This window comes from Marinomonas spartinae (genome assembly GCF_016461715.1).
Lineage (GTDB): Bacteria > Pseudomonadota > Gammaproteobacteria > Pseudomonadales > Marinomonadaceae > Marinomonas > Marinomonas spartinae_A.
The window spans coordinates 62,277-86,696 of sequence record NZ_JAEMUI010000013.1; the positions used below are offsets into that span (position 1 = coordinate 62,277).

30 protein-coding genes are annotated in these 24,420 nt (G+C 44.6%); 23 read left to right on the forward strand and 7 right to left on the reverse strand.

The features are described 5' to 3' along the window. Window positions 1–8 precede the first annotated feature (8 nt). The 7 genes from JHD45_RS12905 to JHD45_RS12935 all read left to right on the forward strand — a co-directional run bounded on the left by JHD45_RS12905 (window position 9) and on the right by JHD45_RS12935 (window position 5,424). Window positions 9–1,073, forward strand: coding sequence for a protein-glutamate methylesterase/protein-glutamine glutaminase (locus JHD45_RS12905; protein WP_199476929.1), 1,065 nt, complete (start codon window positions 9–11; stop codon window positions 1,071–1,073). Next, window positions 1,073–1,810 (forward strand): motility protein A, encoded by a 738-nt coding sequence (locus JHD45_RS12910; protein ID WP_199476930.1) that lies wholly within the window; start codon window positions 1,073–1,075, stop codon window positions 1,808–1,810. The genes JHD45_RS12905 and JHD45_RS12910 overlap by 1 nt, the downstream gene beginning before the upstream one ends. Next, window positions 1,803–2,645: a flagellar motor protein MotB gene (locus JHD45_RS12915; RefSeq protein WP_199476931.1), complete on the forward strand. Its 843-nt coding sequence runs from the start codon at window positions 1,803–1,805 to the stop codon at window positions 2,643–2,645. Before JHD45_RS12910 ends, JHD45_RS12915 begins: the two co-directional genes overlap by 8 nt. A gap of 68 nt (window positions 2,646–2,713) precedes the next feature. After that, window positions 2,714–3,487 carry a ParA family protein gene (locus tag JHD45_RS12920; RefSeq protein ID WP_199476932.1) on the forward strand — a complete coding sequence of 258 codons (774 nt, stop codon included), beginning with the start codon at window positions 2,714–2,716 and terminating at the stop codon, window positions 3,485–3,487. 6 nt (window positions 3,488–3,493) lie between these two features. Next, window positions 3,494–4,471: a chemotaxis protein CheW gene (locus JHD45_RS12925; RefSeq protein WP_199476933.1), complete on the forward strand. Its 978-nt coding sequence runs from the start codon at window positions 3,494–3,496 to the stop codon at window positions 4,469–4,471. A 32-nt stretch (window positions 4,472–4,503) separates the two neighbouring features. Continuing rightward, window positions 4,504–4,998 (forward strand): chemotaxis protein CheW, encoded by a 495-nt coding sequence (locus JHD45_RS12930; protein ID WP_233407814.1) that lies wholly within the window; start codon window positions 4,504–4,506, stop codon window positions 4,996–4,998. A gap of 123 nt (window positions 4,999–5,121) precedes the next feature. Beyond that, window positions 5,122–5,424, forward strand: a complete 303-nt coding sequence (locus tag JHD45_RS12935) for a DUF2802 domain-containing protein (RefSeq protein WP_233407815.1) — start codon at window positions 5,122–5,124, stop codon at window positions 5,422–5,424. 42 nt (window positions 5,425–5,466) lie between these two features. Here JHD45_RS12935 and JHD45_RS12940 read toward each other — a convergent pair whose 3' ends face one another. Both JHD45_RS12940 and JHD45_RS12945 read right to left on the reverse strand, forming a co-directional pair. Beyond that, window positions 5,467–5,718 carry an EscU/YscU/HrcU family type III secretion system export apparatus switch protein gene (locus JHD45_RS12940; protein WP_199476935.1) on the reverse strand — a complete coding sequence of 84 codons (252 nt, stop codon included), beginning with the start codon at window positions 5,716–5,718 and terminating at the stop codon, window positions 5,467–5,469. Then, entirely contained in the window at window positions 5,718–7,070 is a 1,353-nt protein-coding gene (locus tag JHD45_RS12945) for a flagellar hook-length control protein FliK (protein ID WP_199476936.1), read from the reverse strand. The genes JHD45_RS12940 and JHD45_RS12945 overlap by 1 nt, the downstream gene beginning before the upstream one ends. Before the next feature lie 126 nt (window positions 7,071–7,196). Between JHD45_RS12945 and ccmA the strand changes: the two genes are divergently transcribed. The 12 genes from ccmA to JHD45_RS13005 all read left to right on the forward strand — a co-directional run bounded on the left by ccmA (window position 7,197) and on the right by JHD45_RS13005 (window position 17,435). Continuing rightward, window positions 7,197–7,811 (forward strand): cytochrome c biogenesis heme-transporting ATPase CcmA, encoded by a 615-nt coding sequence (ccmA, locus tag JHD45_RS12950; RefSeq protein WP_199476937.1) that lies wholly within the window; start codon window positions 7,197–7,199, stop codon window positions 7,809–7,811. Beyond that, a complete protein-coding gene (ccmB, locus tag JHD45_RS12955) occupies window positions 7,808–8,470 on the forward strand; it encodes a heme exporter protein CcmB (RefSeq protein WP_199476938.1) in 663 nt (220 codons plus the stop codon). The genes ccmA and ccmB overlap by 4 nt, the downstream gene beginning before the upstream one ends. Continuing rightward, complete coding sequence (locus tag JHD45_RS12960) at window positions 8,470–9,216, forward strand: heme ABC transporter permease (RefSeq protein ID WP_199476939.1); 747 nt, start codon at window positions 8,470–8,472, stop codon at window positions 9,214–9,216. Before ccmB ends, JHD45_RS12960 begins: the two co-directional genes overlap by 1 nt. Continuing rightward, window positions 9,206–9,382, forward strand: a complete 177-nt coding sequence (gene ccmD / locus JHD45_RS12965) for a heme exporter protein CcmD (RefSeq protein ID WP_199476940.1) — start codon at window positions 9,206–9,208, stop codon at window positions 9,380–9,382. The genes JHD45_RS12960 and ccmD overlap by 11 nt, the downstream gene beginning before the upstream one ends. Continuing rightward, the gene (ccmE, locus tag JHD45_RS12970; RefSeq protein ID WP_199476941.1) at window positions 9,382–9,840 is read left to right on the forward strand and encodes a cytochrome c maturation protein CcmE; all 459 of its coding nucleotides are present in this window, start codon (window positions 9,382–9,384) and stop codon (window positions 9,838–9,840) included. Before ccmD ends, ccmE begins: the two co-directional genes overlap by 1 nt. A gap of 8 nt (window positions 9,841–9,848) precedes the next feature. After that, on the forward strand, window positions 9,849–11,795 hold the full coding sequence (locus JHD45_RS12975) for a heme lyase CcmF/NrfE family subunit (RefSeq protein ID WP_199476942.1): 1,947 nt from the start codon (window positions 9,849–9,851) through the stop codon (window positions 11,793–11,795). Continuing rightward, complete coding sequence (locus JHD45_RS12980; protein WP_199476943.1) at window positions 11,788–12,297, forward strand: DsbE family thiol:disulfide interchange protein; 510 nt, start codon at window positions 11,788–11,790, stop codon at window positions 12,295–12,297. Before JHD45_RS12975 ends, JHD45_RS12980 begins: the two co-directional genes overlap by 8 nt. Continuing rightward, window positions 12,294–12,725: a cytochrome c-type biogenesis protein gene (locus JHD45_RS12985; protein WP_233407816.1), complete on the forward strand. Its 432-nt coding sequence runs from the start codon at window positions 12,294–12,296 to the stop codon at window positions 12,723–12,725. Before JHD45_RS12980 ends, JHD45_RS12985 begins: the two co-directional genes overlap by 4 nt. Further along, window positions 12,722–13,903, forward strand: coding sequence for a tetratricopeptide repeat protein (locus JHD45_RS12990; RefSeq protein WP_199476944.1), 1,182 nt, complete (start codon window positions 12,722–12,724; stop codon window positions 13,901–13,903). The genes JHD45_RS12985 and JHD45_RS12990 overlap by 4 nt, the downstream gene beginning before the upstream one ends. A gap of 64 nt (window positions 13,904–13,967) precedes the next feature. Beyond that, entirely contained in the window at window positions 13,968–15,029 is a 1,062-nt protein-coding gene (gene zipA, locus JHD45_RS12995) for a cell division protein ZipA (RefSeq protein WP_199476945.1), read from the forward strand. 78 nt (window positions 15,030–15,107) lie between these two features. After that, a complete protein-coding gene (gene ligA, locus JHD45_RS13000; RefSeq protein ID WP_199476946.1) occupies window positions 15,108–17,198 on the forward strand; it encodes an NAD-dependent DNA ligase LigA in 2,091 nt (696 codons plus the stop codon). Then, window positions 17,199–17,435 (forward strand): YheU family protein, encoded by a 237-nt coding sequence (locus tag JHD45_RS13005; RefSeq protein ID WP_199476947.1) that lies wholly within the window; start codon window positions 17,199–17,201, stop codon window positions 17,433–17,435. 27 nt (window positions 17,436–17,462) lie between these two features. Here the strand turns inward: JHD45_RS13005 and cysE are convergent, their stop codons facing one another. Next, a complete protein-coding gene (gene cysE, locus JHD45_RS13010) occupies window positions 17,463–18,284 on the reverse strand; it encodes a serine O-acetyltransferase (RefSeq protein WP_199477018.1) in 822 nt (273 codons plus the stop codon). A 116-nt stretch (window positions 18,285–18,400) separates the two neighbouring features. Here cysE and JHD45_RS13015 point away from each other — a divergent pair, with 116 nt between their 5' ends. Then, window positions 18,401–18,730, forward strand: coding sequence for a hypothetical protein (locus JHD45_RS13015; protein WP_199476948.1), 330 nt, complete (start codon window positions 18,401–18,403; stop codon window positions 18,728–18,730). Window positions 18,731–18,815: 85 nt separating this feature from the next. Here the strand turns inward: JHD45_RS13015 and mnmC are convergent, their stop codons facing one another. Next, complete coding sequence (gene mnmC, locus JHD45_RS13020) at window positions 18,816–20,819, reverse strand: bifunctional tRNA (5-methylaminomethyl-2-thiouridine)(34)-methyltransferase MnmD/FAD-dependent 5-carboxymethylaminomethyl-2-thiouridine(34) oxidoreductase MnmC (protein WP_199476949.1); 2,004 nt, start codon at window positions 20,817–20,819, stop codon at window positions 18,816–18,818. Further along, window positions 20,809–21,363, reverse strand: coding sequence for a peptidylprolyl isomerase (locus JHD45_RS13025; RefSeq protein WP_199476950.1), 555 nt, complete (start codon window positions 21,361–21,363; stop codon window positions 20,809–20,811). The genes mnmC and JHD45_RS13025 overlap by 11 nt, the downstream gene beginning before the upstream one ends. A 116-nt stretch (window positions 21,364–21,479) precedes the next feature. On the opposite strand from JHD45_RS13025, the gene JHD45_RS13030 reads away from it, so the two are divergent. Continuing rightward, entirely contained in the window at window positions 21,480–21,767 is a 288-nt protein-coding gene (locus tag JHD45_RS13030; protein WP_199476951.1) for a SelT/SelW/SelH family protein, read from the forward strand. A gap of 105 nt (window positions 21,768–21,872) precedes the next feature. Here JHD45_RS13030 and JHD45_RS13035 read toward each other — a convergent pair whose 3' ends face one another. Further along, window positions 21,873–22,175: a YciI family protein gene (locus tag JHD45_RS13035; RefSeq protein ID WP_199476952.1), complete on the reverse strand. Its 303-nt coding sequence runs from the start codon at window positions 22,173–22,175 to the stop codon at window positions 21,873–21,875. Window positions 22,176–22,177: 2 nt separating this feature from the next. Beyond that, window positions 22,178–22,714, reverse strand: coding sequence for a septation protein A (locus tag JHD45_RS13040; protein ID WP_199476953.1), 537 nt, complete (start codon window positions 22,712–22,714; stop codon window positions 22,178–22,180). A gap of 66 nt (window positions 22,715–22,780) precedes the next feature. Here JHD45_RS13040 and JHD45_RS13045 point away from each other — a divergent pair, with 66 nt between their 5' ends. Both JHD45_RS13045 and JHD45_RS13050 read left to right on the forward strand, forming a co-directional pair. Continuing rightward, complete coding sequence (locus tag JHD45_RS13045) at window positions 22,781–23,629, forward strand: PHP domain-containing protein (RefSeq protein ID WP_199476954.1); 849 nt, start codon at window positions 22,781–22,783, stop codon at window positions 23,627–23,629. Window positions 23,630–23,798: 169 nt separating this feature from the next. Next, on the forward strand, window positions 23,799–24,419 hold the full coding sequence (locus JHD45_RS13050; protein ID WP_199476955.1) for an L-threonylcarbamoyladenylate synthase: 621 nt from the start codon (window positions 23,799–23,801) through the stop codon (window positions 24,417–24,419). The last annotated feature ends 1 nt before the right edge of the window (window position 24,420 follow it).

A 24,420-nucleotide genomic window follows, 5' to 3' on the forward strand; every position in this document is an offset into this window, starting at 1 on the left:
GTGGCGGTATGCCGGTAAAGGTACTGGTTGTAGATGACTCCGGTTTTTTCCGACGTCGTTTAGTAGAAATTTTCGAAGCAGATCCAAGATTAGTCGTTGTTGGAACAGCTAATAATGGCAAGGAAGCGGTTGATAAAGTACAGTCTTTGTCGCCGGATGTAGTAACAATGGATTACGAAATGCCTGTTTTAGATGGCATTTCCGCTGTTGCTAATATTATGAAGCTCAAACCAACACCTGTATTAATGTTTTCATCTTTGACGCATGAAGGAGCCAAAGTCACCCTTGATGCGCTTGAAGCGGGGGCAGTTGATTTTATGCCGAAGAATTTCGAGGATATTTCTCGAGATTCTGCGGTGGTGAAACATACGTTAGTGGAACGGGTGCTAACGGTTTCTCGAACGCGTCTAGGAGGGTCAAGAGCGCCCGTTCAGAGTCTAGCGCCGCGTGAGGCACCAAAACCTATCGTTACTGATCGTGGGGTGATTATCCCGCGTTCTAGAAAGAAAGTGAGTTTAGTGGCAATAGGTACGTCAACGGGTGGGCCTATGGCCCTTCAAGCGGTACTAACAAAACTCCCCGCTAATTTTCCGGCCCCTTTGGTGTTGGTTCAGCATATGCCAGCTGCGTTTACTGGCGCATTTGCTGAAAGATTGAATAACATTTGTAAGATTACTGTGAAAGAGGCCAAAGATGGCGATCGTTTGCAGCCGGGCGTTGCTTTATTGGCGCCGGGTGGTAAGCAAATGATGGTGGACTCTAGAAATGGGGGTTGTGTCCGTATTTTGGATGGTGATGAGCGGCTCAATTATAAGCCTTCAGTTGATGTGACCTTTGGATCCGCTTCTAAATGTTATCCTGGTAAAGTGCTGTCAGTTGTTATGACCGGCATGGGGGTGGATGGTCGAGAAGGCGCACGTATGTTGAAAAGCTCTGGTTCTCGAGTATGGATTCAGAGTGAAGAATCCTGTGTCATTTACGGTATGCCAATGGCGGTGGAAAAAGCCAATTTGGCTGATGATATTATCGACCTCAATCATATTGGTGAGCGCCTAGCGCGTGAGGTTAGCTAGTGGATTTGGTGACGCTGGCTGGACTTCTTCTCGCGTTTGGCTCTGTCCTTTTATCTAATTGGCTTGGTGGAGGAGAAGTCATTCTCCTCCTTAATTTACCTTCTGCAATTATTGTTATTTTGGGGAGCTTTGGCGCAACCTTGATGCAAAGTAATATTCAAGATGCTTCAAGAGCCATTTCTCTAGCTAAATGGAGTTTGTTCCCCCCCACTTTTGATTTCTCGTTTGCTAGATCTTCCATGATTACCTTGGCCTATAAGGCAAGGCGACTCTCTTTAATCGCATTAGAAAGCGACATAACCCAGCTCTCTAATGAGTTTGCCACGCGGGCTTTTCAAATGGCTATCGATGGTGATGATCCCGAGTCATTGGCAGATCGCTTGCATGATGAAGCTAATCGCATCCATGACCGCCGGATGTCCAGCGTGACCTTTATTGAATCCATTGGTGGTTACGCGCCGACGCTTGGGATTATGGGGTCTGTATTGGGGTTGATCCAAGCAATGGCGAATCTTGATAGCCCTGAGGCACTAGGGCATGGTATCGCTGTGGCATTTGTTTCTACGCTCTACGGTCAGGGGTTCGCGAATCTGGTTGTGTTCCCGATCGTTAGAAAGCTGTCTGGCTACGCAGATCAAGAACTGCTGTATAATCAGTTGTTGATTGATGGTGTTTACGGTATCGCCACAGGTAAACATCCGCAACGCATAGAACGAGAGCTAACAAGTTATGAGTGATGAGGTTTCTTCACCTGAGCCCTCGCGTCGTCGGCGAGTTCTAAAAAAGAAACGACCGTCGAGTGCCCAAAGTCGAGATCGTTGGATACTATCCTATGCGGATTTTATTACCTTATTATTCGCCTTCTTTGTTGCTCTATATTCCATTTCTATTCAGCACAAAGGGGATGATAAAAAAATAGCTGAAACGCTAAATGGTGTGTTTGAGGCGGTGCAAAAATCGATTAAGCCGATTAGTGTTGGAAAGCCTATTATAGGTCAGTCAACTGAGCAGGCGGCGGTGGACGCAAAAATGATTCCAACAACCCCCTCTAATACCGAGAAAAAAGATAGCAATACCTCCCCGTTACCGATGACGATTTATGACGTGCTTAACACTACTATTAGCAATCAATTTCAAGGATTAAGTGAGTCTGGAAAAATCGCTGTGAGCCAATCAAAACATTGGGTTAATTTGGAATTCCAGTCTAGTTTATTGTTTGGAGAAGGGGAATATCAGCTGACAAATGAGGCCGTTGCTGTGTTAATGGCTATTTCTAGGGTATTAAAAGCTTACCCATCCCCTGTATTAGTGGTAGGTAATACCGATGATTTACCTGTGAAGTCGAGTCGATTAATGTCGAATTGGCATTTGTCTAGTTTAAGGGCGGCTTCGGTAGTTGATGAATTGGTGTATCAAGGGGTAAATCCAAAACTAATTGCGCCGATTGGGTTTGCCAGCGAAGATCCAAAAGTCAGTAATACCAGCGAGGAGAATAGACAAAAAAATCGCCGTGTTACCTTGCGAATTAGTAAAAGTAACTCCGATAATCTTTATGATTACTTGTTTAAATAGCGCAATACTGTATATGATTGCAATGAAAGTGTAAGCAAAATAATAGCATAGAACTCAGGGGACATAGAGTGCACATTTGGGCAGTGGCAAATCAGAAAGGTGGAGTAGGAAAAACAACCACGGTGGTTTCATTGGCAGGATTATTGGCAGACGCTGGCAACAGAGTTCTGATGGTAGATCTTGATCCACATGGATCATTAACGAGTTATTTTCGTTTTGACCCAGACTCGATTGAACATAGTGCTTATGACCTTTTTCAAGTCAGCGGGAAAATACCAGACACTCTGCCACGGCAACTTATTCTAGAAACGGGGCATCCTAATCTTTCTTTATTGCCTGCTTCAACGGCATTAGCGACCTTGGAACGTCATGCCCAAGCACAGGGTGGTATGGGGTTGGTGATTTCCAAAACACTTGCGATTCTATGGGATGATTATGACTATGTATTGATTGATAGTCCGCCTGTTCTTGGGGTACTTATGATTAATGCATTGGCGGCTTGCCAACAGTTAGTGATTCCGGTACAAACCGAATTTTTGGCCATCAAAGGTTTGGAGAGAATGGTGCGCACCTTGACTATGATTAACCGTGCAAGGAAACGCCCTGTTCCTTACTTGATTGTGCCAACTCTATTTGACCGACGTACGCAAGCGTCCAATAAAAGCTTGAGAAGCCTGAAAGATTCTTATGAGGAACTGGTGTGGCATTCTGTCATCCCTGTCGACACTAAGTTACGAGATGCCAGTACCGCAGGTGTTGCTCCTTCTGCGCTTGATGCGAGTGCGCGAGGTGTAAAAGCGTATGCGAGTCTGATGGACTCCTTATTGAACCCAGTGGGTTAAATGGTTATGAAAGAAACGAAAACAAAAGATCAATTGGTTGGTCCCCAACTTGCGGTGCAGCGGTATCTTGATGATTTGCTGCAAGAGGCGACGATCGTTGATTCCGATGAGCCTGAATCTTCTGAACCGGATGCATTAGAAGAAGCATCGGATGAAAAGAAAGTCAATGAAGAAGATATAGACGATTCATTTGGTGAGGTTACAGAAGACGCTGAAGAACGAGAGACAAAAGAGGAGCAGGTCACCGATTCAGAAGATAGTTTCTCTGAAGCTCCTTCTCTTGAGGACTGGGGGTTAACGGCGGATGGTGTTGAAAAAGAATACAGTGAAGCGTCTCTTGAGGCGTTAGATGCTTCCTTTGCCGATTTTGAGAACGCCATTTCTGGTATGCAAGGGGAGGCCTTGCAAGAAAGTACAACTGAAGCAGAGGCTATTGAGCCAGAGCCAGAGCCAGAGCCAGAGCCAGAGCCAGAGCCAATAAAAAGTCGATGGGTGGCGAAAACCGAACCTTTACCTTGGGCCAAGAGTCGTTTTGAATGTCTCTTGTTTTATGTGGGTGGGCTAAAAATGGCGGTTCCTTTGGTTGAGCTTGGAGGCATACACCAAAGTAATCATGAAAAACTTACTACCATTTTTGGACAGCCTGATTGGTTTATGGGGGTCGCGAATGTCGGTGATTTCAACTTGCGTACCGTTGATACAGCACGCTGGGTTATGCCGAACCACTATCAAGGTGATTTAAAAGAACATTTTAAATTTGTGATTCAACTGGACCGATCTGATTGGTCCATTGCTTGTGAAAAAGTGGCTGAAGCCATTTCGTTAGAGCCATCACAAGTAAAGTGGCGCAGCGATAGAAGTAAACGTCCATGGCTGGCAGGTACGGTAATTGATCATATGTGTGCCATACTAGATGTGCAGGGGTTTATCGAGCTTTTGGAAGACCCCGACAATGGGTTTAAAAAACACCTCAAACAAAGTTGATTGATCATGCTGAGTGATCATGGAGAGAGACGATGACAACAAAGAGCATAGCGTTAAATGAGTCTAAGCAATCGGAAGATCCAATTCTTCAATGGGTGACATTTCGTTTAGAAAATGAGATCTACGGTGTGAATGTTATGCAAGTCAAGGAGGTCCTGCGATACACTGAGATTGCTCCTGTTCCAGGGGCGCCCAGTTTTGTATTGGGTATTATCCATTTACGTGGTACGGTTGTGACGGTTATCGATACGCGTCAGCGTTTTGATCTGCCTTCAGGAGATATCACGGATTCGTCTCGTATTATGATTATGGAAGTGGAAGGGCATGTCATTGGTATTTTGGTGGATGCGGTTTCTGAGGTTGTTTATCTGCGCCAGTCTGAAATTGAAGTCTCTCCAAGTGTCGGTAATGACGAATCTTCAAAATTTATTCAAGGTGTATGCCATAAAAATGATATTCTGTTGATTCTCGTGGATCTCGATAAGCTTCTATCGGAAGATGAGTGGTCTGACATAGGTTCAATGTAAATTCGAAGGTAGTTGTACTCGATGGAATCTCAATGGTTGTTTAACCTTCTTCTCGTGCTTCAATTTATAATGTTAGTTGCGTTAGCTGTTTGGGGACTTCGTTTATCTAGGCGTGTAAAGCGCATGCAACAAATGCATCATGAAGCCGATTTGAATCAAAAAAAGCAAGTTCAAGTATTAGCGTCTGGATCAATCGGTATGGGAAGACGTTTGGTTGCCATTGAGAAGAAATTGAATATCGCCGTTGAGCGACAGTCAGAGCTTCTCTCTAAAGAAGGAAATATTTCCTATAATCGAGCGATGGATTTGTTGGATATGGGGGCAACTGTCGATGATTTAGTGTCTAAGTGTGGCTTGATTAGAGCGGAAGCGGAGTTAATTAGTCTGTTGAAGAAAGAATCGCGCCGTAATTCAGACTATCACTAACGTGCTTTTCTACTTTTGCAGTTAACGCTTGTCTCAGTCTTGTCACGACCAGCGATGCTCCTTTAAGTTGTGAGCAAAGGCGATGATTTCTGCAACCGCTAAATAGAGTGATTCGGGAATTTCCTCGCCTAATTCAATGGTGCTGAGCATTTCAACGAGTTCAGGGCTTTGATGAAGCATAACATCATGCTCTTCCGCGATTTCTAAAATGCGCTTGGCAATTAAACCCTCCCCTTTCGCTGTGACTTTAGGCGCGCCAGCGTAATCGTATTTAAGGGCAACGGCTTTTTTCATTAAGTCCTCTCATCGATCAAAGTAGTATTTTTGGGTTTGACGGGCGGATCATCTTTTAGTTTACTTTGGAAAACGTCCAAACGTTCCACATCTATATCCTTTTCTCTAAGCTTTTGTTTCAGTTCTTCCATGTGCTGTCGAATCGCTGTTTGAGTGGCTTTTTGCTCGGCAGCAAAGACAATACCCACTTTATTACCTTGAATACTGAGACGAGTATCAAAGCGTCCCGTTTCTTCGAAATCGAACTTCAGCTTTACTAGCCAGCGACGCTCTTCTTTTGGAAGCTCTTTACTTGACGCATCTTGATCAATATCCAATTGTACAAGATGGTTTTGTTGTCCCTCTTTGATGGGTAAATCAATATGCATAGGGAACATTTGTGCATAGGACTGATTGCTGTCGGCAAAGTGCCTTAATTGGTTTGTGCTGATACGCTCAATGGCATTGGCAATTTGGTCAGTCGGGAACGGTTTTATCGAACTTGTTTCTTGGTGTGTTGTATTTAATCTTGAGAGATTAAGTTTTAAATCTGCTGCGGCTAATGGATGGTTGTTTTTAAGCAGCGACTCTGCAAACTGTCCACTTGTTTGTAGCGCCTGCTTCATGGCGTTTGGTGACTGGGTTAGTGTATCGATATTGGGCAGGTTCTGAATAAGTTGCGTCAGCGCCTGCTGTACTTTGGGGGGGAGTGGCGCTGTAGTAGAGTGTTGAATAGACTGCAACTGTTTTAATAATTGGTCCATTTCGCTGGCCGATAGTTGTTTGGGGAGGCTTTGTTTAAGGGCTTCAATAGTCAGGTTGCTTGCTTGTGATCTATTTGAGGGTAAGACCTGTAGCTGATTTTTATTATCAACAAACACTCTGAGGACATCGCCTTTTTTGACCGCCGTCTGCGAGGTGATTGTAAAGTGATTTTGGCCATCTGATACTTGAGCACTGTACTGTGTTTGACCATTGGTGTTGGTTTGGAACGTGGCAGAGAGGACGGTTAAGTTGACCACACGAGACGCTAAAACAAGGTTGTTGGCTGTTGATTGTGGCAGAGTGAGGCTGGCTTGGTGGGCGCCATTTAATCGAATCTGCGTGTTTTCATTACCTGAAATAGATATTGGTTTGCCAGTGTTGATCAGGCTGAAGGTGGTGTTCTGTTGGGTGGTAGCCTGCAAAAGTTGCGCGGGTTTCCCCTGAAAAGTGAGCTTTTCGCTGCCCGTGAGGCGAATCATGCTCATGCTTTCGATCAGCTTTATCTCACTGTTGAGTTTGCTGATAAGGCCAATTTGTTTTTGTACCACTGGTTGGGCATTGGACTGATTTGCTGTCTGGGTGTTGGATCCTTTAATAGTGGGTAGCATAGGCAGACATACTCATTCGGTATTTGACGAACTTTCTCTTATAATAGGCGTTTTTACCTATTCTTGGGGTTTTCAAAACACACAATGGCGTTATTATGACCTTAACGGATCAAATGGACATTTCTTTTGCAATCTAATATATCGTTAACCATATCAGATTTATGGATCGAGCGCGGCGACAGAGATCTTTGTAAAGGTTTTTCTTTAACGGCGACATCGGGCGATATCATTCATATTCTTGGAGACAACGGCGCAGGTAAGAGCTCTTTGTTTAAAACATTATTTGGGCTTGTATCGCCTGTAGAAGGCGAGGTACAACTGAATGGTGAGGATGTATTGAGCTACCGGGATCCATTATTGAAGCAGTCTCTGTATATTAGTCATGCCTTGGGGTTAAAGAGTGTCTTCACTGTGCTTGAGAACATCCGTTGGTACTTCCCTAAAGTGTCAGAAGCGGATATTGCGCGTGTCTTGTCCTTATTGAAAATAGAGGGCTACCTTGACGTTCCGATTAAAGCTCTATCGGCAGGACAAACTCGACGGGTTGCTTTGGCGAGGCTGTGGTTGTCAGATTTACCGGTTTGGTTTCTAGATGAGCCTTTTTCTGCTCTTGATATGGTAAGTATTCAATTATTGGAGGGACGGATAAGAGAACATGCTGAACAGGGGGGGATAGTTTTTTTTACCTCTCATCAACCCGTAACGCTATTATCGCCAAGGCGGGTAGAGCTAACGGCATGACGTACTTTTCTTACTTTAAAGCCGAGTGCCTAGTATTGTTCCGTCGCAAGCAAAATCTTGTGAATGCTTTATTGTTTTTTGCGTTAGTGATTGTGCTGTTCCCTCTTGGGGTGGATCCATCTAAGGCATTCTTAGCCCCTGCAGCAGGGGGGATTATTTGGTGCGCAGCGGCACTGGCAACGGTGATTTCTTTAGAAAGTATGTTCAAAGAAGACTACGCCGATGGCTCTTTAGAACAGCTTTTAGTCAGTGGCTTATCCATTTCTTGGTTAGTGTTACTCAAGGTGTTGGTTCATTGGCTAGGTATGATAATCCCTTTGCTGCTGTTAACACCGATATTTTCTGAAATGTTATTTCTCCCCGATGGCGTGTTAGGTGTGCTCATGACGACATTGTTGCTTGGTACCCCTGGGTTATTTTTGATTGGTTCAATTGGCGCCTCTTTAACGGTATCCTTAAGGCAAGGTGCGTTATTGATGTTGTTGCTTATTCTGCCTTTTTATTTTCCGATTATTATCTTTTCTACTTCGGCTATACAGGCGGTGGCCTCAGGTCTGCCATATAGCGGATTATTAGCAATTATTGGTGCCATATCGTTATTAGCACTGGTTATGTCGCCATTAATGACACCTATTTGTTTAAAAGCGAGCGTACGTTAATGAGTTGGAGCTGGTTTCATAAATTAGGCTCTCCAAAGTGGTTTTTCCAATGGTCAAAAAAGTGGGCGCCCCCCGTTTTTTGCTTAGGAGTGCTTGGCATAGTAGTAGGAACGGCGTGGGGGCTAGCGTTCGCCCCTAAAGATTATCTACAGGGTAATGTCTTTCGCATTATTTATTTGCATGTGCCAAGTGCTATTTTGGCTGAGTCTTGTTATTTATCACTTGGTATAGCAGGTTTTGTTTTTCTGGTTTGGCAAATGAAAATGGCCCCCATTTTTATTAAAGCCATGGCCCCTATAGGTGCAGTAATGGCTGCCATTGCGTTATTTTCTGGCTCTATTTGGGGGAAACCCACCTGGGGAACTTGGTGGGTCTGGGATGCTCGACTTACGTCAGTATTGGTTTTGTTTATGCTTTATATGGGGATCATTGCGATCCAGAATGCCTTAGATGATAGGGTGTTAGCGGATAAAGCGGCTGCGGTCATTTGTGTGGTTGGGGTTATTAATTTGCCCATTATTAAATATTCAGTCGTTTGGTGGAATACGCTTCATCAGCCTGCCACCTTTAGTTTTATGAAAAAGCCGGATATGCCTGAAGTTATGTGGATGCCTTTGTTGATCTGTGTGGTGAGTTTTTATTTGTTTGTTGCGGGTTTGGTTATATGGCGCATGCAAACGGAGATATTGCGTCGTGAACATCGTGCTAGCTGGCTGAAAACAGAGGTGGTTGGCGATGGCATTTGATAGTTGGACCGCTTTTTTCCAAATGGGGAACTATGGGGTATATGTATGGTCTGCCTATGGATTAGGGGCGTTGGCATTGGTTGGCTTGGGGTTGGAAACCTTGATAAGTCGTCGCAAAGAAATTAACAAGCTTAAAAAGCGCTATATAAGAGAGTCTAAATCCTAGTGCACCCTGTCAGACGAAAACGCCTTATTACGATTGCTATTATTGTATTGGTGCTAAGCGGTGCCATAGGCTTAGTCCTGTATGCTTTGCAGCAAAATATCAATTTATTTTATACGCCGACCCAAATTGCTTTGGGTGACGCTCCGACAGGTGTCAATATTCGTGCGGGTGGGATGGTGGTGAAAGGGAGTGTTAAACGTGATATTAATACCTTATTCGTCTCCTTTAATGTCACCGATTTTAAGCATACTGTTCACATTGAATACCATGGTATTTTGCCAGATTTGTTCCGTGAAGGTCAGGGTATTGTTGCCCAAGGGAAGTTGTTGTCAAATGGTACGTTCCTCGCGTCTCAAGTGCTGGCAAAGCATGATGAAAAATACATGCCGCCCGATGTCGCTAACGCGCTTAAACAAGCCAAAGATAACACTCCATCCAAACCCTATAATGATAATTAGGCTTTTTTATGCTTCCTGAAGTGGGTAATTTTTCTCTTATACTCTCTCTGTTCTTCGCTGGCAGTTTAGCAATTGTGCCCATTACTGGCTATTGGCGTCATAACCCTATTTTGTTATCCACGGCACGTCCTTTGACCTTATTAATGTCTTGTTTTGTCTTGGTAAGCTTTATTGTTTTGGCCATTGCATTCTTGACCAATGATTTTTCTGTTTTGTATGTGAGTTTAAATTCCAATAGTAACCTGCCTATTTGGTATAAATTCAGTGCCATTTGGGGTAGTCATGAAGGCTCCTTGTTGCTGTGGGTGCTGATTCTATGTGGTTGGAGTACCGCTGTTGCCTTGAAAAGTCATACCTTACCCAAAGAGGTAGGGCCCATTGTGCTGAGTGTGTTGGGAATGGTGGCAACGGGTTTTCTACTTTTTATGTTATTCACATCATCGCCTTTTGTTCGTGACTTGCCTAATGTGCCAGCCAATGGTGAGGACTTAAATCCGCTTTTGCAAGACGTTGGGCTGGTGATTCATCCGCCGATGTTGTACATGGGCTATGTCGGCTTCTCAGTGGCGTTTGCCTTTGCGATTGCAGCGTTAATTACAGGTAACCTAAATTCGTCATGGGCGCGCTGGGCACGTCCTTGGACGGCTGTCTCGTGGGCATTTCTAACCTTAGGGATTACGCTAGGCAGTTGGTGGGCATATTACGAACTGGGTTGGGGCGGCTGGTGGTTTTGGGATCCAGTCGAAAATGCGTCCCTTATGCCTTGGTTGGCAGGCACGGCGTTGATTCACTCTCTAGCAGTGACGGAAAAGCGCGGGGTGTTTAAAAGTTGGACGGTTTTATTAGCCATTTTCACTTTTAGCCTGTCTTTGCTAGGCACCTTTTTGGTTCGTTCTGGTGTATTAACCTCTGTGCATGCGTTTGCGGCGGATCCAACACGTGGCGTTTTTATTCTTGCCCTGTTGATTGTGTTAATCGGCAGCAGCTTGTTATTGTACTCTTTACGAGCGTCCCAAGTAAAAGCGGGAGTGGCTTTTGGGCTAACTGGTCGCGAAGCTTGGTTGTTGTTGAATAATATTATTCTAACGGTACTCACTCTGACGGTATTGTTAGGCACACTTTATCCCTTGTTGTTTGAAGCTCTTGATCTTGGGCGTATCTCGGTTGGGGCGCCTTATTTTAATACTGTCTTCTCGCCCCTTGCCTTATTACTAATGGTGTTTATGGCCATTGGTCCTCTGTCTAAATGGCATAACACCAAGCCCTCTTTATTAGTGCGTTTATGTGTGTGGCCTGGCGTTGTCTCTATCTTGCTTGCTGGTGTTATTAGCTATGCTTATCACTTAGGTGGCATGGCTTGGCTGAGTTTGTCGGTGGCGTTTTTGGTGGTGTTATTAACGTGTAAAGATTGGTTTTTAAAGGTTTCCTCAGGGTCGAAAGGTATCATTCCCAGAGCTCGACAACTACCGCGTAATTACTATGGCATGATGTTAGCCCATTTAGGGCTGGTAGTGAGTTTGATTGGTATTTTAATGGTCAGTACCTGCAGTGAAGAAACTACGGTAAAAATCGCGGCGGGACAGACGGTATCCTTTGCAGGTTATCAATTTACTTTGAATCAATTTGAGTCTCTAAAAGGGCCCAATTATGTGGCGGATCAAGCTGATATTGCGGTTTATCAGGACGGTAAGTTGGTGGCACAACTTAAACCGGAAAAGCGTTTTTACGAAGCGCGTCGTCAAGTGATGACGGAAGCCTCTCTCAACGCAGGGATAACTCGGGATCTCTACGTGTCTTTGGGAGAAAAGCTTGATGATCAGGCTTGGAGCATGCGTATTTATGTTAAAGCCTTTGTTCGTTGGATTTGGTTTGGTGGCATTTTAATGGTGTGTGGTGGTGTGTTGTCGGCTTTAGATAAGCGTTATCGAACTCGAGTAGAGGGACGTCATGCGTAAGGTTATTTTTTTTATTCCTCTCGTCGTGTTTATCGCGCTAGGGATCGTGTTTTATCTTCAGCTTGGCAAAAATCCTGAATACATGCCCTCTGCTTTGGTTGGTAAGCCTGTGCCAAAGATCCACTTGGTCTCGCTCGACACCGATCAAGTTGTCACTAATGTGGAGTTACCAAAAGGGCCCTATTTAATCAATTTTTGGGGAACTTGGTGTCCAACTTGTGCAATAGAGCATCCCTATTTGATGAGACTGGAAAAACAGGGAGTACCCATTATCGGTATTGATTACAAAGATGACAAGGCCAGTGCGGAGCAATGGTTACGTAATAAGGGCAACCCCTACAAAATGGTGTTGCTGGATGAACTGGGGAATTTCGGCGTCAATATGGGCGTAACGGGCGCACCAGAAACCTTTGTTATCAATAGTAAGGGGATCATTGTATATCGACATCAAGGTGCGGTAGATGATGTGGCTTGGAAAACCATTCAGGGGTATATGCAATGATTGACGCCGTCATTTTTCGTCGTTTGATGAAACTTATTGTATGGCTGGTCCTATCCTATACTGCTTATGGGCAAGCAGAGGAGTTGATGACATTTAGCTCACCTGTTAATCAGACGCGTTATGACGCGTTAGTGAAAGAGTTACGTTGTCCTAAATGCCAAAATCAAGACATAGCCGATTCGGGATCGGGGATTGCAAAAGATCTTCGACATAAAATTCACGACATGATTGAAAACGGTCAGTCGGATAAGGAAATTGTGGATTACATGGTCGCCCGATATGGCGATTTTGTGCTGTATCGTCCCAAACACAATGCAGCGACTTTTGCACTCTGGTATGGTCCCTTTATTTTGTTAGGAGTCGGGTTGGTTATTTTTGCGGTTGTCATTATTAGGAACCGACTTCGTCGCAAAGGAGAGACTATATGATGACCGCCTGGTTGGTAATGGCGTTTATGTTGGTCGTCAGTATTGCGTATTTATTTACGAGTGTTCAAAAAGAGCAAACGCGGCGATCGGAAGTAAGTGCTAACACATTTGATAATGTGCGACGTCACGAGATACAGGTGGAAGAAGAGGTGGGGCGCTTGTCTCATGAGGAGTCGACTCAATTATTGGAAGATCTTGCCTCAGAAACGAGACGTGCACAGGAGCAGCATAGATCCTTTAATATCATGGAACCGCGTTTTTCTCGTTTTGTGTTAACTGCTGTGGCGTCGTTTGTGATACTGGGCAGTGTATGTCTTTATCAATACTTAGGTTATGCCAAAGAGGTAGTGTTTACCGAACAGTTGCAAGCGAAAACCGTTACACCTAAGCAAGTAGAAGCCTTTTTGTCTTACCGTAGTCATCGCTATAATCGACCTGCGGATTGGTACTACGAAGCGAATAATTATATGAAACAAGGTGAGTACGCCAAAGCAGAGGCATCTTATTTGAAAACGCTAGCGCTTTTGCCTGAAGAGTCGCCTGATCGCGTGAATGTCTTAGTGGCTTATGCTCAATCCATATTTTACGCTAATGGCAATAAAAGTTCGCCCAAAATGGAAAAAGTGGTGCTCGAGGCGTTAGCGCTTGACCCCAACCAAGCGACAGCACTTGGACTTCAAGGTGTCGCCTATTTTTCTAGTAAAGACTACAAAAAGGCGGTAATAGCCTGGCAAAATGCCGCACGTCATAATCATAATATTACGGAGCGAAATACCTTATTATCGGCGATTATGAAAGCGAGAGAGGAGGGCAATATTTCTTACCAAGACGTCCCTCCTGTGATCACGAATGCCATTGCGATGAAAGTGGAATGGGATCCGAGTAAGGTAACGTGGCATGCTGATGATATTTTATTGGTGTACGCTTGTATTCCAGGTCAGAAAATCCCCATTGCTATCCGTAAAATATCACCACAAGCGCTTAATAGCCCCATCGTACTAACAAATCTGGATAATTTAATGTCAACGCAGACGCTGGCAAGTACAAAAAAGGTCGATGTTTTCGTAAAATTGTCTAGTATTCATTCATCTGACCTGACAAAAGGGCGCGTAATTGGTATAAGAAGGGCTTTGCCTTCAAACAGTGAGTCGATTTATTCAATCAAAGTCAGCTTGTAATTGAATCCTATCGAGCTTCGTTTGATAATACAGTCAACTTTATTGATCTTATTCGGAAAATGTAATGGAATTTAGCTTGCGTGAGTGGCTAATCTTAATAGGCGTCTTAATCATCATCGTCATTTTGATAGATGGTTTTCGTCGGTATAAAAAAGGGCAAACCTTTAGCCAAGAAGATGAGGAGTTTCTCGACCCTGATGATCTTGCTAAAGAGGCGGTGATTAAAAGTGAACTGCCAAATGGTGGAGCTCGTCCGGCATCGTCAAAAAGTAAGAAAGCACAGACTGATCCAATTGCCAATGCGTTTGAAAATGCCCGCAAAACGGTTAATTCACCATTGGCAGATGTACCCCATAAAGTCTATTCGGGCCCTGCTTTAGACCGAGACGATGAAATGCATTTAGATGAGTTAGCCAGTTTGGTTCCTGAACGGGATAATAGGCAGACGGGGGGATCTCATCATGATTACTCAGATACCGATACTCAGCAAGAGGAATACGATGAGTACTATGATGATCTGGATGTAACGGTAAAGGACGATGGTTTGCTAGACCGTGAAGAAGCCGTTGATGAGCTGGATGATAACGACTATGAGCGGAACTATTCCAGTATTGATATGGATCAGCCGTCGTTGCAGGGCCGGAGTCTCGATGACGATGATACGTCTGGTCACCGTGATGATGTGGCGGAGATTGAAGAAGTCATCGTAATTAACGTATTTGCCCCAGAAGGCGAAACCTTTTCGGGCATTGAATTACTTCAATTGGTTCTTAATTGCGGTATGCGTTATGGTGAAATGGATATTTTTCATCGACATGAAGAAGGCTTTGATCGTGGTCGTGTACAGTTTAGTATGGCCAACGCCATTGAGCCTGGTACGTTTGATCTTGATACCATGGGAGAAAGCGATTGCCCAGGTGTGAGTTTCTTTATGGGCTTACCTGGACCTAAGAACAGTATGAAGGCCTTTGATTTTATGTTGGAAACAGCGCAGGCCTTGGTGCGTAATCTTGGTGGTGAGTTACGTGATGAACGACGTAGTCCGATGAGCGAACAAACGATTGCCCATTGTCGACAACGTATTCGTGATTTTGAAAGGCGTCGATTGACACGACGTAAATCATAAACCCATAAGTTTTTACAAGGCCCTAAGGGGCCTTGATTGTTTCTAATCTCTTTCCTGTTTTTATATCGAGTGTTTTCTATGAGCAAAGAGTCTACTCCTCCATCTAATCAAATTAGCCAAGAGCAAATGCTTGATCTGATTAATACGTTGAATGACTACAGTTATGCCTATCATGTAAAAGATAACCCATTAGTACCAGATGCCGAGTACGACCGCTGTTATCGTCAGTTACAGGCCATTGAAGCAGAGCATCCAGAGTGGATTCAATCCAACTCACCGACTCAGCGTGTTGGAGAAAAGCCAGACAGTGGTTTTGCCAACATTGCCCATACTGTTCCCATGTTGTCTCTTGACAATGCGTTTGATGATGAATCATTAAGTGATTTTGACCAGCGCATTCGTAAATTGATTCGCGAATCCTTAGAGGACGATGAGCAACTAGCGTTTGATGAGTCCAGTGTTACCTATTGTTGTGAACCAAAGTTAGATGGTTTGGCGATTAGTTTGCGTTATGAAAATGGTCAACTCGTTCGCGGTGTCACCCGTGGTGATGGCTTGTCAGGCGAAGATATTACATCAAACATCAAAACCATTTATTCCGTCCCATTGCGGCTGCGTACTGAGACGCCTCCCCCTGTTATTGAGGTACGAGGTGAGATTTATATGACCAAAGAGGGATTTGAAAAGCTGAATCAGCAAGCCGCCGAACGGGGAGAGAAAACCTTTGTGAACCCGCGCAATGCGGCGGCGGGCAGTCTGCGTCAGTTAGACCCGAAAATCACGGCCTCTAGACCCTTGGTAATGTGTGCTTATTCTATCGGTTATGTGGAAGGTTGGGATCAACCTGCTAGCCATTACGAAGGCCTGCTGCAATTGGGGGAGTGGGGGTTTCGAGTGAATGATCTGATGCAAACTGTCAAAGGGGCACAAGGCTGCATTGAGTATTACCAAATGCTCAATGACAAACGTCCTGCCTTACCCTATGACATCGACGGCATTGTCTATAAGGTAGATGATATCTCTCTTCAAGAGACGCTTGGGTTTATTGCCCGAGCACCGCGTTGGGCGATTGCTAGAAAATTTCCAGCACAAGAAGAAGTTACACGAATTTTAGGCGTGGATTTTCAGGTGGGTCGTACCGGTGCCATTACGCCAGTGGCACGTCTTGAACCTGTCTTTGTCGGTGGGGTGACAGTGTCAAATGCGACACTCCATAACAAGGATGAGATTGCACGCCTTGGTGTTCAGGTGAACGATTATGTGGTAATTCGCCGTGCCGGAGATGTCATTCCTCAAGTGGTACAGGTGCTATTTGAGCGTCGTGATGAATCACAAAGCAAGGCCGTTGTGTTTCCAGACAATTGTCCGGTCTGTGGCTCGGATGTTGAGCAAGTCGAAGGGGAAGCGGTGGTGCGTTGTACGGGCGGATTGGTCTGTGGTGCGCAATTAAAAGAGTCTCTCAAACATTTTGTGTCTCGTAAAGCCATGGATATTGATGGCCTAGGCGATAAATTAATCGAACAGTTAGTTGAACAAAACTTATTGAAAACGCCAGTCGATATTTTTACCCTTCATGAGAAAAAAGACACGTTACTGTCTATGGAAAGAATGGGGCAAAAGTCAGTAGAGAACTTATTGGCCGCTATTGAGAAGTCTAAGAAAACGCAATTTAATCGCTTTATCTACGCGCTTGGTATTCGTGAAGTGGGAGAGGCCACTGCGCGTGCCTTAACGACGCATTTTGTTGAATTGGAGGCTTTGATGTCGGCAGATCAAGAGGCCCTGGTAAAAGTCAATGATGTTGGGCCCATTGTGGCGCAGCATGTACAACTCTTTTTCGAACAAGAGCAGAATGTCACAACGATTAAAGGCTTGTTAGCAGTGGGTATTGAATGGGAGACTAAGGTGATAGAAGCCTCCTCAGAACGTCCATTGGAGGGCAAAACCTATGTGGTAACGGGCTCATTAAGTCAGTTTTCCCGTGATCAAGTGAAAGACAAGTTGCAATCCCTAGGGGCTAAAGTGAGTGGCTCAGTCTCTTCGAAAACAGATTGTCTGGTAGCGGGGGAGAAGGCTGGCTCAAAGTTAACCAAAGCCCAATCTCTCAATGTGCCTGTGATTGATGAAGCAGGTGTCATCGCATTATTGCAAGAACATGGAGCACTTTAATTGGATACTTTGATTCCATACGACTCATTAGCAAAAGACACGTTAGAAACAATATTAGACGATATTGTTTCGCGTGAAGGGACGGACTATGGTGACTATGATTTATCGGCCGATCAGAAACGTCAGCAAGCGCTCAGGGCGCTAACATCCGGTAAAGCCGTGTTGCTGTTTGATACAGAAAGCGAAACCATTAAAATGGTGCCGAAAGACACACTAAGCCATTACGACTTCTCGTGAAGTCGTAATGTTAGGAACGTTTTTGTGCTAATTGCATTCTTGAGGATCACGAACACAATGGTTGATGTTGTGGTCCATGTCCCTAGCAGGCTGCGTTCCGGTATTGTGGCCAACGACTTTAGCAGGAACGCCTGCGACGGTTGTATAAGGCTCGACGGGTTCTAGCACCACGCTACCTGCGCCGATTTTGGCGCCTTCACCTACCTCAATGTTGCCTAAAATTTTGGCACCTGCGCCAATTAACACGCCAGAGCGAATTTTCGGGTGGCGGTCGCCGTGCTCTTTCCCTGTTCCTCCCAATGTAACGGATTGCAGGATGGAGACGTTATCTTCAATGACACAGGTTTCACCGACTACCAACCCCGTTGCATGGTCTAACATGATACCGCAACCAATGGTGGCGGCTGGGTGAATATCTACGCCAAAGACCATGGACATTTGGCCTTGTAAATACAGCGCTAAGCTTTTTCTATTTTGCTTCCACAGCCAGTTTGCCACACGATAGGTTTGTAAGGCGTGAAAACCTTTAAAGAAAAGTAAAGGCGTGGTGAGGCAATCACAGGCGGCATCGCGTTCTTTTATTGATATAATATCTTGCTCAATACACGGAACAATGCCAGATTGCGAATCCCCCATGGCTTCTTCAAATACTTCTCGAAGAACCATTGCAGGAATAGAAATGCTGTCGAGCTTGCTGGCTAACAAAAAGCTCAATGCTGAGCTTAAACCATCGTGTCGTAAGATAGTGGTATTAAAATAGCTGGCAAGGATGGGCTCATCGAGCGAAAGCTTCTCCGCTTCTGCTTGTAAAGACGACCATAAGTTGCCAGATGTCACGGCATTGTACATAGTGTTACTCAAGAGCTATTTACCTATGTTGATTCGAGGCTAGAATATAGGTTATGGGTTAGGACGAAACAAAACAAGGGCCAAGGCGAAGATTGCCAATGATTTATGGAGATAGTATGACTACAAAAACCGTTGCCGATGCACTGCATATCTTTTACGAGTTAAACTCTACGTTTGCAGATGCTTATTGGGAAACCAACGATATTAATCAGAAGGATCGCTTTTTTGCGATGAAAATGATCCTACAAGATGAGCTGGACGAATTGCATAAATTAAGTATGCAAGATCATATTTATCCTTATGAATCCATTAATTTGGGCGTGTTGCAATTAAGTGATCAGTTAAAAGGGTTGTTACCAGACTTGAATCGTTGTGTATTACGTCCACAAACCCGCAATCGTTTTATTGAGTTAATTCCAAGTGCTTGCACCTTGTTTGAGCGTTAATAATGTTTAAAGAGTAAGGCAAACCAGTAAGAGGTAAAACATAGAGCACTTTGCCTATTACCTCGGGTAAAGTGCTCTCGTTAGATTACTTGTTTTGGACAGCCTCTTGACGTTTCAGATCTCTCACGATGAATCGACTAGGGTGCAATCGATTGATAATTCTTTGCTCAATTGGTGCGGCCTCACCGGTAATTAAACTGGTTAAATAGCAGGCACTAAGAGGTGTGGACACTAGGCCACGGGAGCCATGGCCAATGTTTAGAAATAATCCATTGTTCATCTGTGCCACCTTATCGCTTTTCCATTTGGCATTTTTGCTCAATGTTGCGTAATGAGATTCGATTATCTCAGGGTTAAAGACAGGCCCAACCATCGGCGTGTAGTCTGGAATCGCGCAACGAAAGGACACCCGACCACCACAATCTTTCACCTTTAGAGTATTCGCTTTGAGCTTTAGGAGGGTTTCCAGCATTCTTAGGTTTCTAGCATGGCCTTCTTCTCGGACGTTCTCATCTTGATCTTTTAGGTCATAAGTTGCCCCAAAATGAAAGGTATCTTCAAGAGCGGGAGAAACATACCCTTCTTGGCAAATAACATAGGGCGTGTGTAACTCGTTTTGGTCTTCACAGGCGTCTTGAGCCGCTTCTAATGGCAAGTAAGAGACTTGGCCGCGAATAGGGTAAGCAGGTGTATTCGGTAAATAATCAATACGATTTGTGTCGTTGGCGGTGCAGAAGACAATATCGGAAAAAGCGTGTGTCCCCGTTTGATGACTCGCTTGCCAAGGTAGCGAAGGATGTTCCGCTTTGTTGAGAGATACAAGCTGCGTATTTAATTGAACCTCTATGTTTTTATGGCTAAGCAGTGTTTCACACAGACGAGTAGGCACAACCCAGCCAGATAAAGGAAGAAAGAGGCTGTCTTTTTCATCCTGTTTAGCTTGCATAACCGTGTCAGGGTAAAGCTCGCTGGCTAACATCGTTGCGAATCGGGCACGCTCTTTTTCATTGTTTGGTCGTTGGATCAAACCACATTGATCCCAAAACACCTTATTTTCATCAAGGGTCGAATAAAGCCGAGCAGCAAACAGGTAAGCGGCTAAATAAAAGCGATTGATAGTGGTGTCTTGCGAACTGAGTTTAGGGTAAAGCATGCCTTGTGGGTTACCTGATGCTTGACAAGCAATTTCTCTGCCTTGCTCCCATACTGTGACTTTGATGCCTTGATGAGCCAGTGACGCGGCGGTGGTCGCCCCTGCTAAGCCAGAGCCTACCACTAAAACATGTTTAGATGCTTTATGAGCATGCGGATGGTTTGACCGAACATTAAACCAGGCTTGCCCTTGCACCATGCGCTCTGGGAACGAAGCGGTTGATTGATTAAGTTCTCCCACTGCCATTTCTCTTTTATGACCAAAGCCTTTGACTTTGCGTACCTCAAAGCCAACGTCTTGTAGGCCACGGCGAACAATGCCCGCCGCCGTGAAGGTCGCAAAAGTAGTGCCTTGATGGCTTAAACGATTAATGTGCTTGAATAAAGAGGGAGACCACATGTCAGGGTTTTTACTCGGCGCGAAGCCATCCAAAAACCAGGCATCGATGTCGGCATTAAGTTCCGATAAGCCGTCTTGCGCTTCGCCAAACCAAAGAGTTAGCTGAATGCGCCCCTGAGCCAATTCAATACGGTGAAAACCATGACTTAATTGCGGGTAATGTTTGATCAGCTCTTGGCTCTGGTTTGCAAGAGAAGGCCACATTTTTAAGGCATTGATAAGTTGTTCCCTGGAGAGCGGGAACTTTTCAACTGAGATAAAATGCAGTGTCGTATCCACAGGAGCCTGTTCAATAAAAGCCTGCCACGCACATAGAAAATTTAATCCGGTACCAAAGCCTGTTTCAGCAATGGCAAAAGAAGGAGTGGTTAAGTTTTTCCAACGTTCAGATAAATGATTGTGTTGCAAAAAGACATAACGGGTTTCTTCTAATCCTGCTTCTTTATCAAAGTACACATCATCAAACTGGTTTGAGTGAGGGGCGCCATCTTCCCCCCAAGTCAGTGTAGGCGGTGCTAATCGGTAGCTAGTTAACACGTTTGATGCTCTTAATAATGACAGGTGAGGTTGGTACATTACGGTACGGGCCTACGGATTTTGTGGGGACGTTAGCAATATCGTCAACGACCGCCATACCTGAAATAACGTGACCAAATACGGTGTAGCCAGGACCACCACTCGCACCATCGTTCAAAAAGTCATTATCTTTTAGGTTGATGAAAAACTGAGAGGTGGCACTGTTTGGATCTTGTGTGCGAGCCATGGCAATGGTTCCTCGGTTATTCGGCAAGCCATTATCCCCTTCATAGTCAATGGGAGCGTGAGTGGCTTTTTGTTTCAGATCTTTTGTGAATCCACCACCTTGAATCATAAACCCTGGAATAACACGATGAAAAATGGTGCCGTTGTAAAAGCCTTGATCAACATAATTGAGGAAGTTTTTGACGGTTTTAGGGGCGGCTTTATCATTAAGGTCGACCCGAATGGTTCCCTTATTTGTTTGTATGTCGACTTCCGTTGCATTGGCTTGTAATAAACAGAGGCTGGTCAAAATAAGCCCTGTGATGAGAGTCTTGCGCATTGTGGTTTTCCTTAAATGGTGAATAATCCCATAATATGGGGAGCATAAACGTACGCCAAGCGGTTTGGTCAAACTGTCAGTATGTTTCAAAATGAGTATTTTACAGGAGAAATGGCATGCGAACAGCCATTGTTGAAATTGAATATTGTACCTTATGCCGTTGGATGTTGCGGGCAGCCTGGCTATCTCAGGAGCTATTGACCACATTTGACGATGACATTAAAAGCGTCACACTGATTCCTTCGCAGGGCGGTATTTTCAAAGTACGGGTGAATGGTGAAGAAATTTGGTGTCGTAAATCGGAAGGCGGGTTTCCGGAAGCGAAAGTGCTAAAACAGAGAATGCGAGATGTGATTGATCCAGAGCGGAACTTGGGGCATTCAGATGTAAAAACCTCAAGTTAAGGCGCTATAATACGGCAACCAAAAAACGCGCTTGTGTTCTTATATCTTATGTGGACACTAAGCGCGTTTTTTATTGCTAAGCATGGCAAGTAAAGCAAGCAGTGCCTAGTTAGGAAAAACCTGTTTAAATGGTTTTACCACGACACGCTGATACACGCCAGCGGCGACATAAGGGTCTGCATCGGCCCATTTTTGCGCTTCTTCTAGGCTGGGGAATTCTGCTACCACCACACTTCCTGTAAAGCCTGCGTCACCTGGATTATCGGAATCGATGGCTGGACTGGGACCAGCTAGAACGAGACGTCCTGCATTTTGTAATACTTGCAAGCGCTCTAAATGAGCAGGGCGAGCTTGCTGACGTGCCGGTAAGCTGTTTTCGACGTCGTCGCTAATAATGGAGTAGAGCATGGTTATTCCTTATTTTGCATATGAGAAGAAAGGTAGATGCCTTGTAAGATAATAAAGACCACTGTCATACCGAGTAGGCCAAATAATTTAAAATCAACCCAGATATCCTCACTGAATGAGAAGGCCACATAAATATTCACCGCACCAGATAGGATGAAAAAGCCAACCCATGCGAGGTTTAAGGTGCGCCAGACTTTGAAAGGAAGGTCAATTTTATCGCCCATAATACGTTGGATGATATTTTTATCACCAATGAACTGACTGCCTAAAAAGGCTAGGGCAAACAACCAATTCACAATAGTGGGCTTCCACTTGATAAATTCACTGTTTTTAAACAGTACAGTGGCACCACCCAGCAGAATCACCAGAGCTAAAGAAACCAAGTGCATTTTTTCTACTGTTTTATGGCGGAACCAGTTGTAGCCAACTTGCAGTATGCTCGCTGGGATCAAGATGGCGGTGGCTAAAATAATATTCCCAGTTATTTTGTAGACAACAAAGAACACTACGATAGGAAGAAAGTCGAATAGTAATTTCATATAAAAACCAATTTATGTATGCTGGACTTATAATAACCATCATTATCATTAAAGAACAGTCTATCTATGACAGAAGCCGCGAGCTATCGTAAAGTTGATCTTCATACACACTCTATTTGTTCCGATGGGCGTTTGTCACCCACAGAGCTGGTGGATCTAGCTGTTGAGCAAGGGGTATCCTTATTTGCCTTGACTGACCATGATACATTAGATGGATTGCCAGAAGCCAGACAACGGGCAGAGCAGCAACAGTTGAGTTTTATTAATGGTGTCGAACTGTCTACCCAGTGGAAGGGGATTCCATTGCATATGGTTGCGCTGAATTTTGAACCAGATAATTCGGCGTTATTAGCGATTGTTCAGTCTAATCAAACGATACGCCTGCAGCGGGCGCGTCGCATCGCGGATTTATTGGTAAAACAAGGCTTGCCGGATTTATTTGATGAAGCTGTTGAGTTGGCAGGAATTAGCCAACTTGGTCGCCCCCACTTTGCCTCCTTGATGGTTGAAAAAGGTTTGGTCAAAGACGCTAATAAAGCCTTTGATCGATATCTAGGGAATAAACGGTTGGGGCAGTTGCGTGATGTTTGGCTTGATTTGGAAAGTGTATTAACGCAGTTGAAAGAGCAAAATATGGCGTTGATTCTAGCGCACCCCAGACGATACCCGTTGACGGTGACCAAGTTGAAACACTTGTTAGCGGATTTTAAAAAATGGGGAGGGACAGCCATGGAAGTCGCCTCTGGCAATGAAAAGCCAGATAGTGTTCGTCTATTGGAACGTTTGTCTCAAGAATACGCTCTTGAAGCATCGATGGGGAGCGATTTCCACGGGCCGTTTGGCCCTTGGACACAAGTGGGAAAGTTTACCCAGGTGAATGAGTCGGGGATAGATTTGGTTCATCAATATTGGTGATGAATCGATAAGAGCAGATCTATTGGGTTTTCGACGCGTTATAGTCTAGTATGTAATTGATGTAAGAGCATTTTTATTGATCTTTTGGAGCCACTGTTTGGGCTCTAAGGTGCAGTAATAATTTATGGCTCTGAAAATGTCAAAGATTAGCCGAATGATGGAGTAAGCAGTGAGTCAATTTTTTCAAATACATCCAGAAAACCCTCAGGCGCGCTTGATCAAGCAGGCCGTTCAGGTGATTCGCAGTGGTGGCGTTATTGCTTACCCAACAGATTGTGGCTATTCGCTTGGATGCCAGTTGGGCGATAAGTCGGCATTGGATCGTATTCGAGCCATTCGACGTCTCGACGATAAGCATAATTTTACCTTAGTGTGCAGTGATTTATCAGAGATTTCCACCTATGCACGCTTTGATAATCACTTGTATCGGTTATTGAAAAACAATACCCCAGGTCCTTATACGTTTATCTTTCCTGCTACTTCTGAGGTGCCAAGGCGGTTGCTTCATCCTAAACGGAAAACCATTGGTATCCGTGTACCAGATAGCCGAATAGTGTCTGCCTTATTAGCAGAACTAGGCGAGCCCATCATGAGTGTGTCGTTGATTTTGCCGGGTGAAAACGAGCCGCTAACGGATCCTTATGATATACGAGACAGCTTAGAGCATGCGTTGGATTTGGTGATTGATGGCGGCTTTTGTGGCTTATTACCGACTACCGTGGTAGCGATGGACTCGGAGCAGATTGAAGTAGTGCGTGTTGGCGCGGGTGATCCGTCCGTATTTGAGTAAA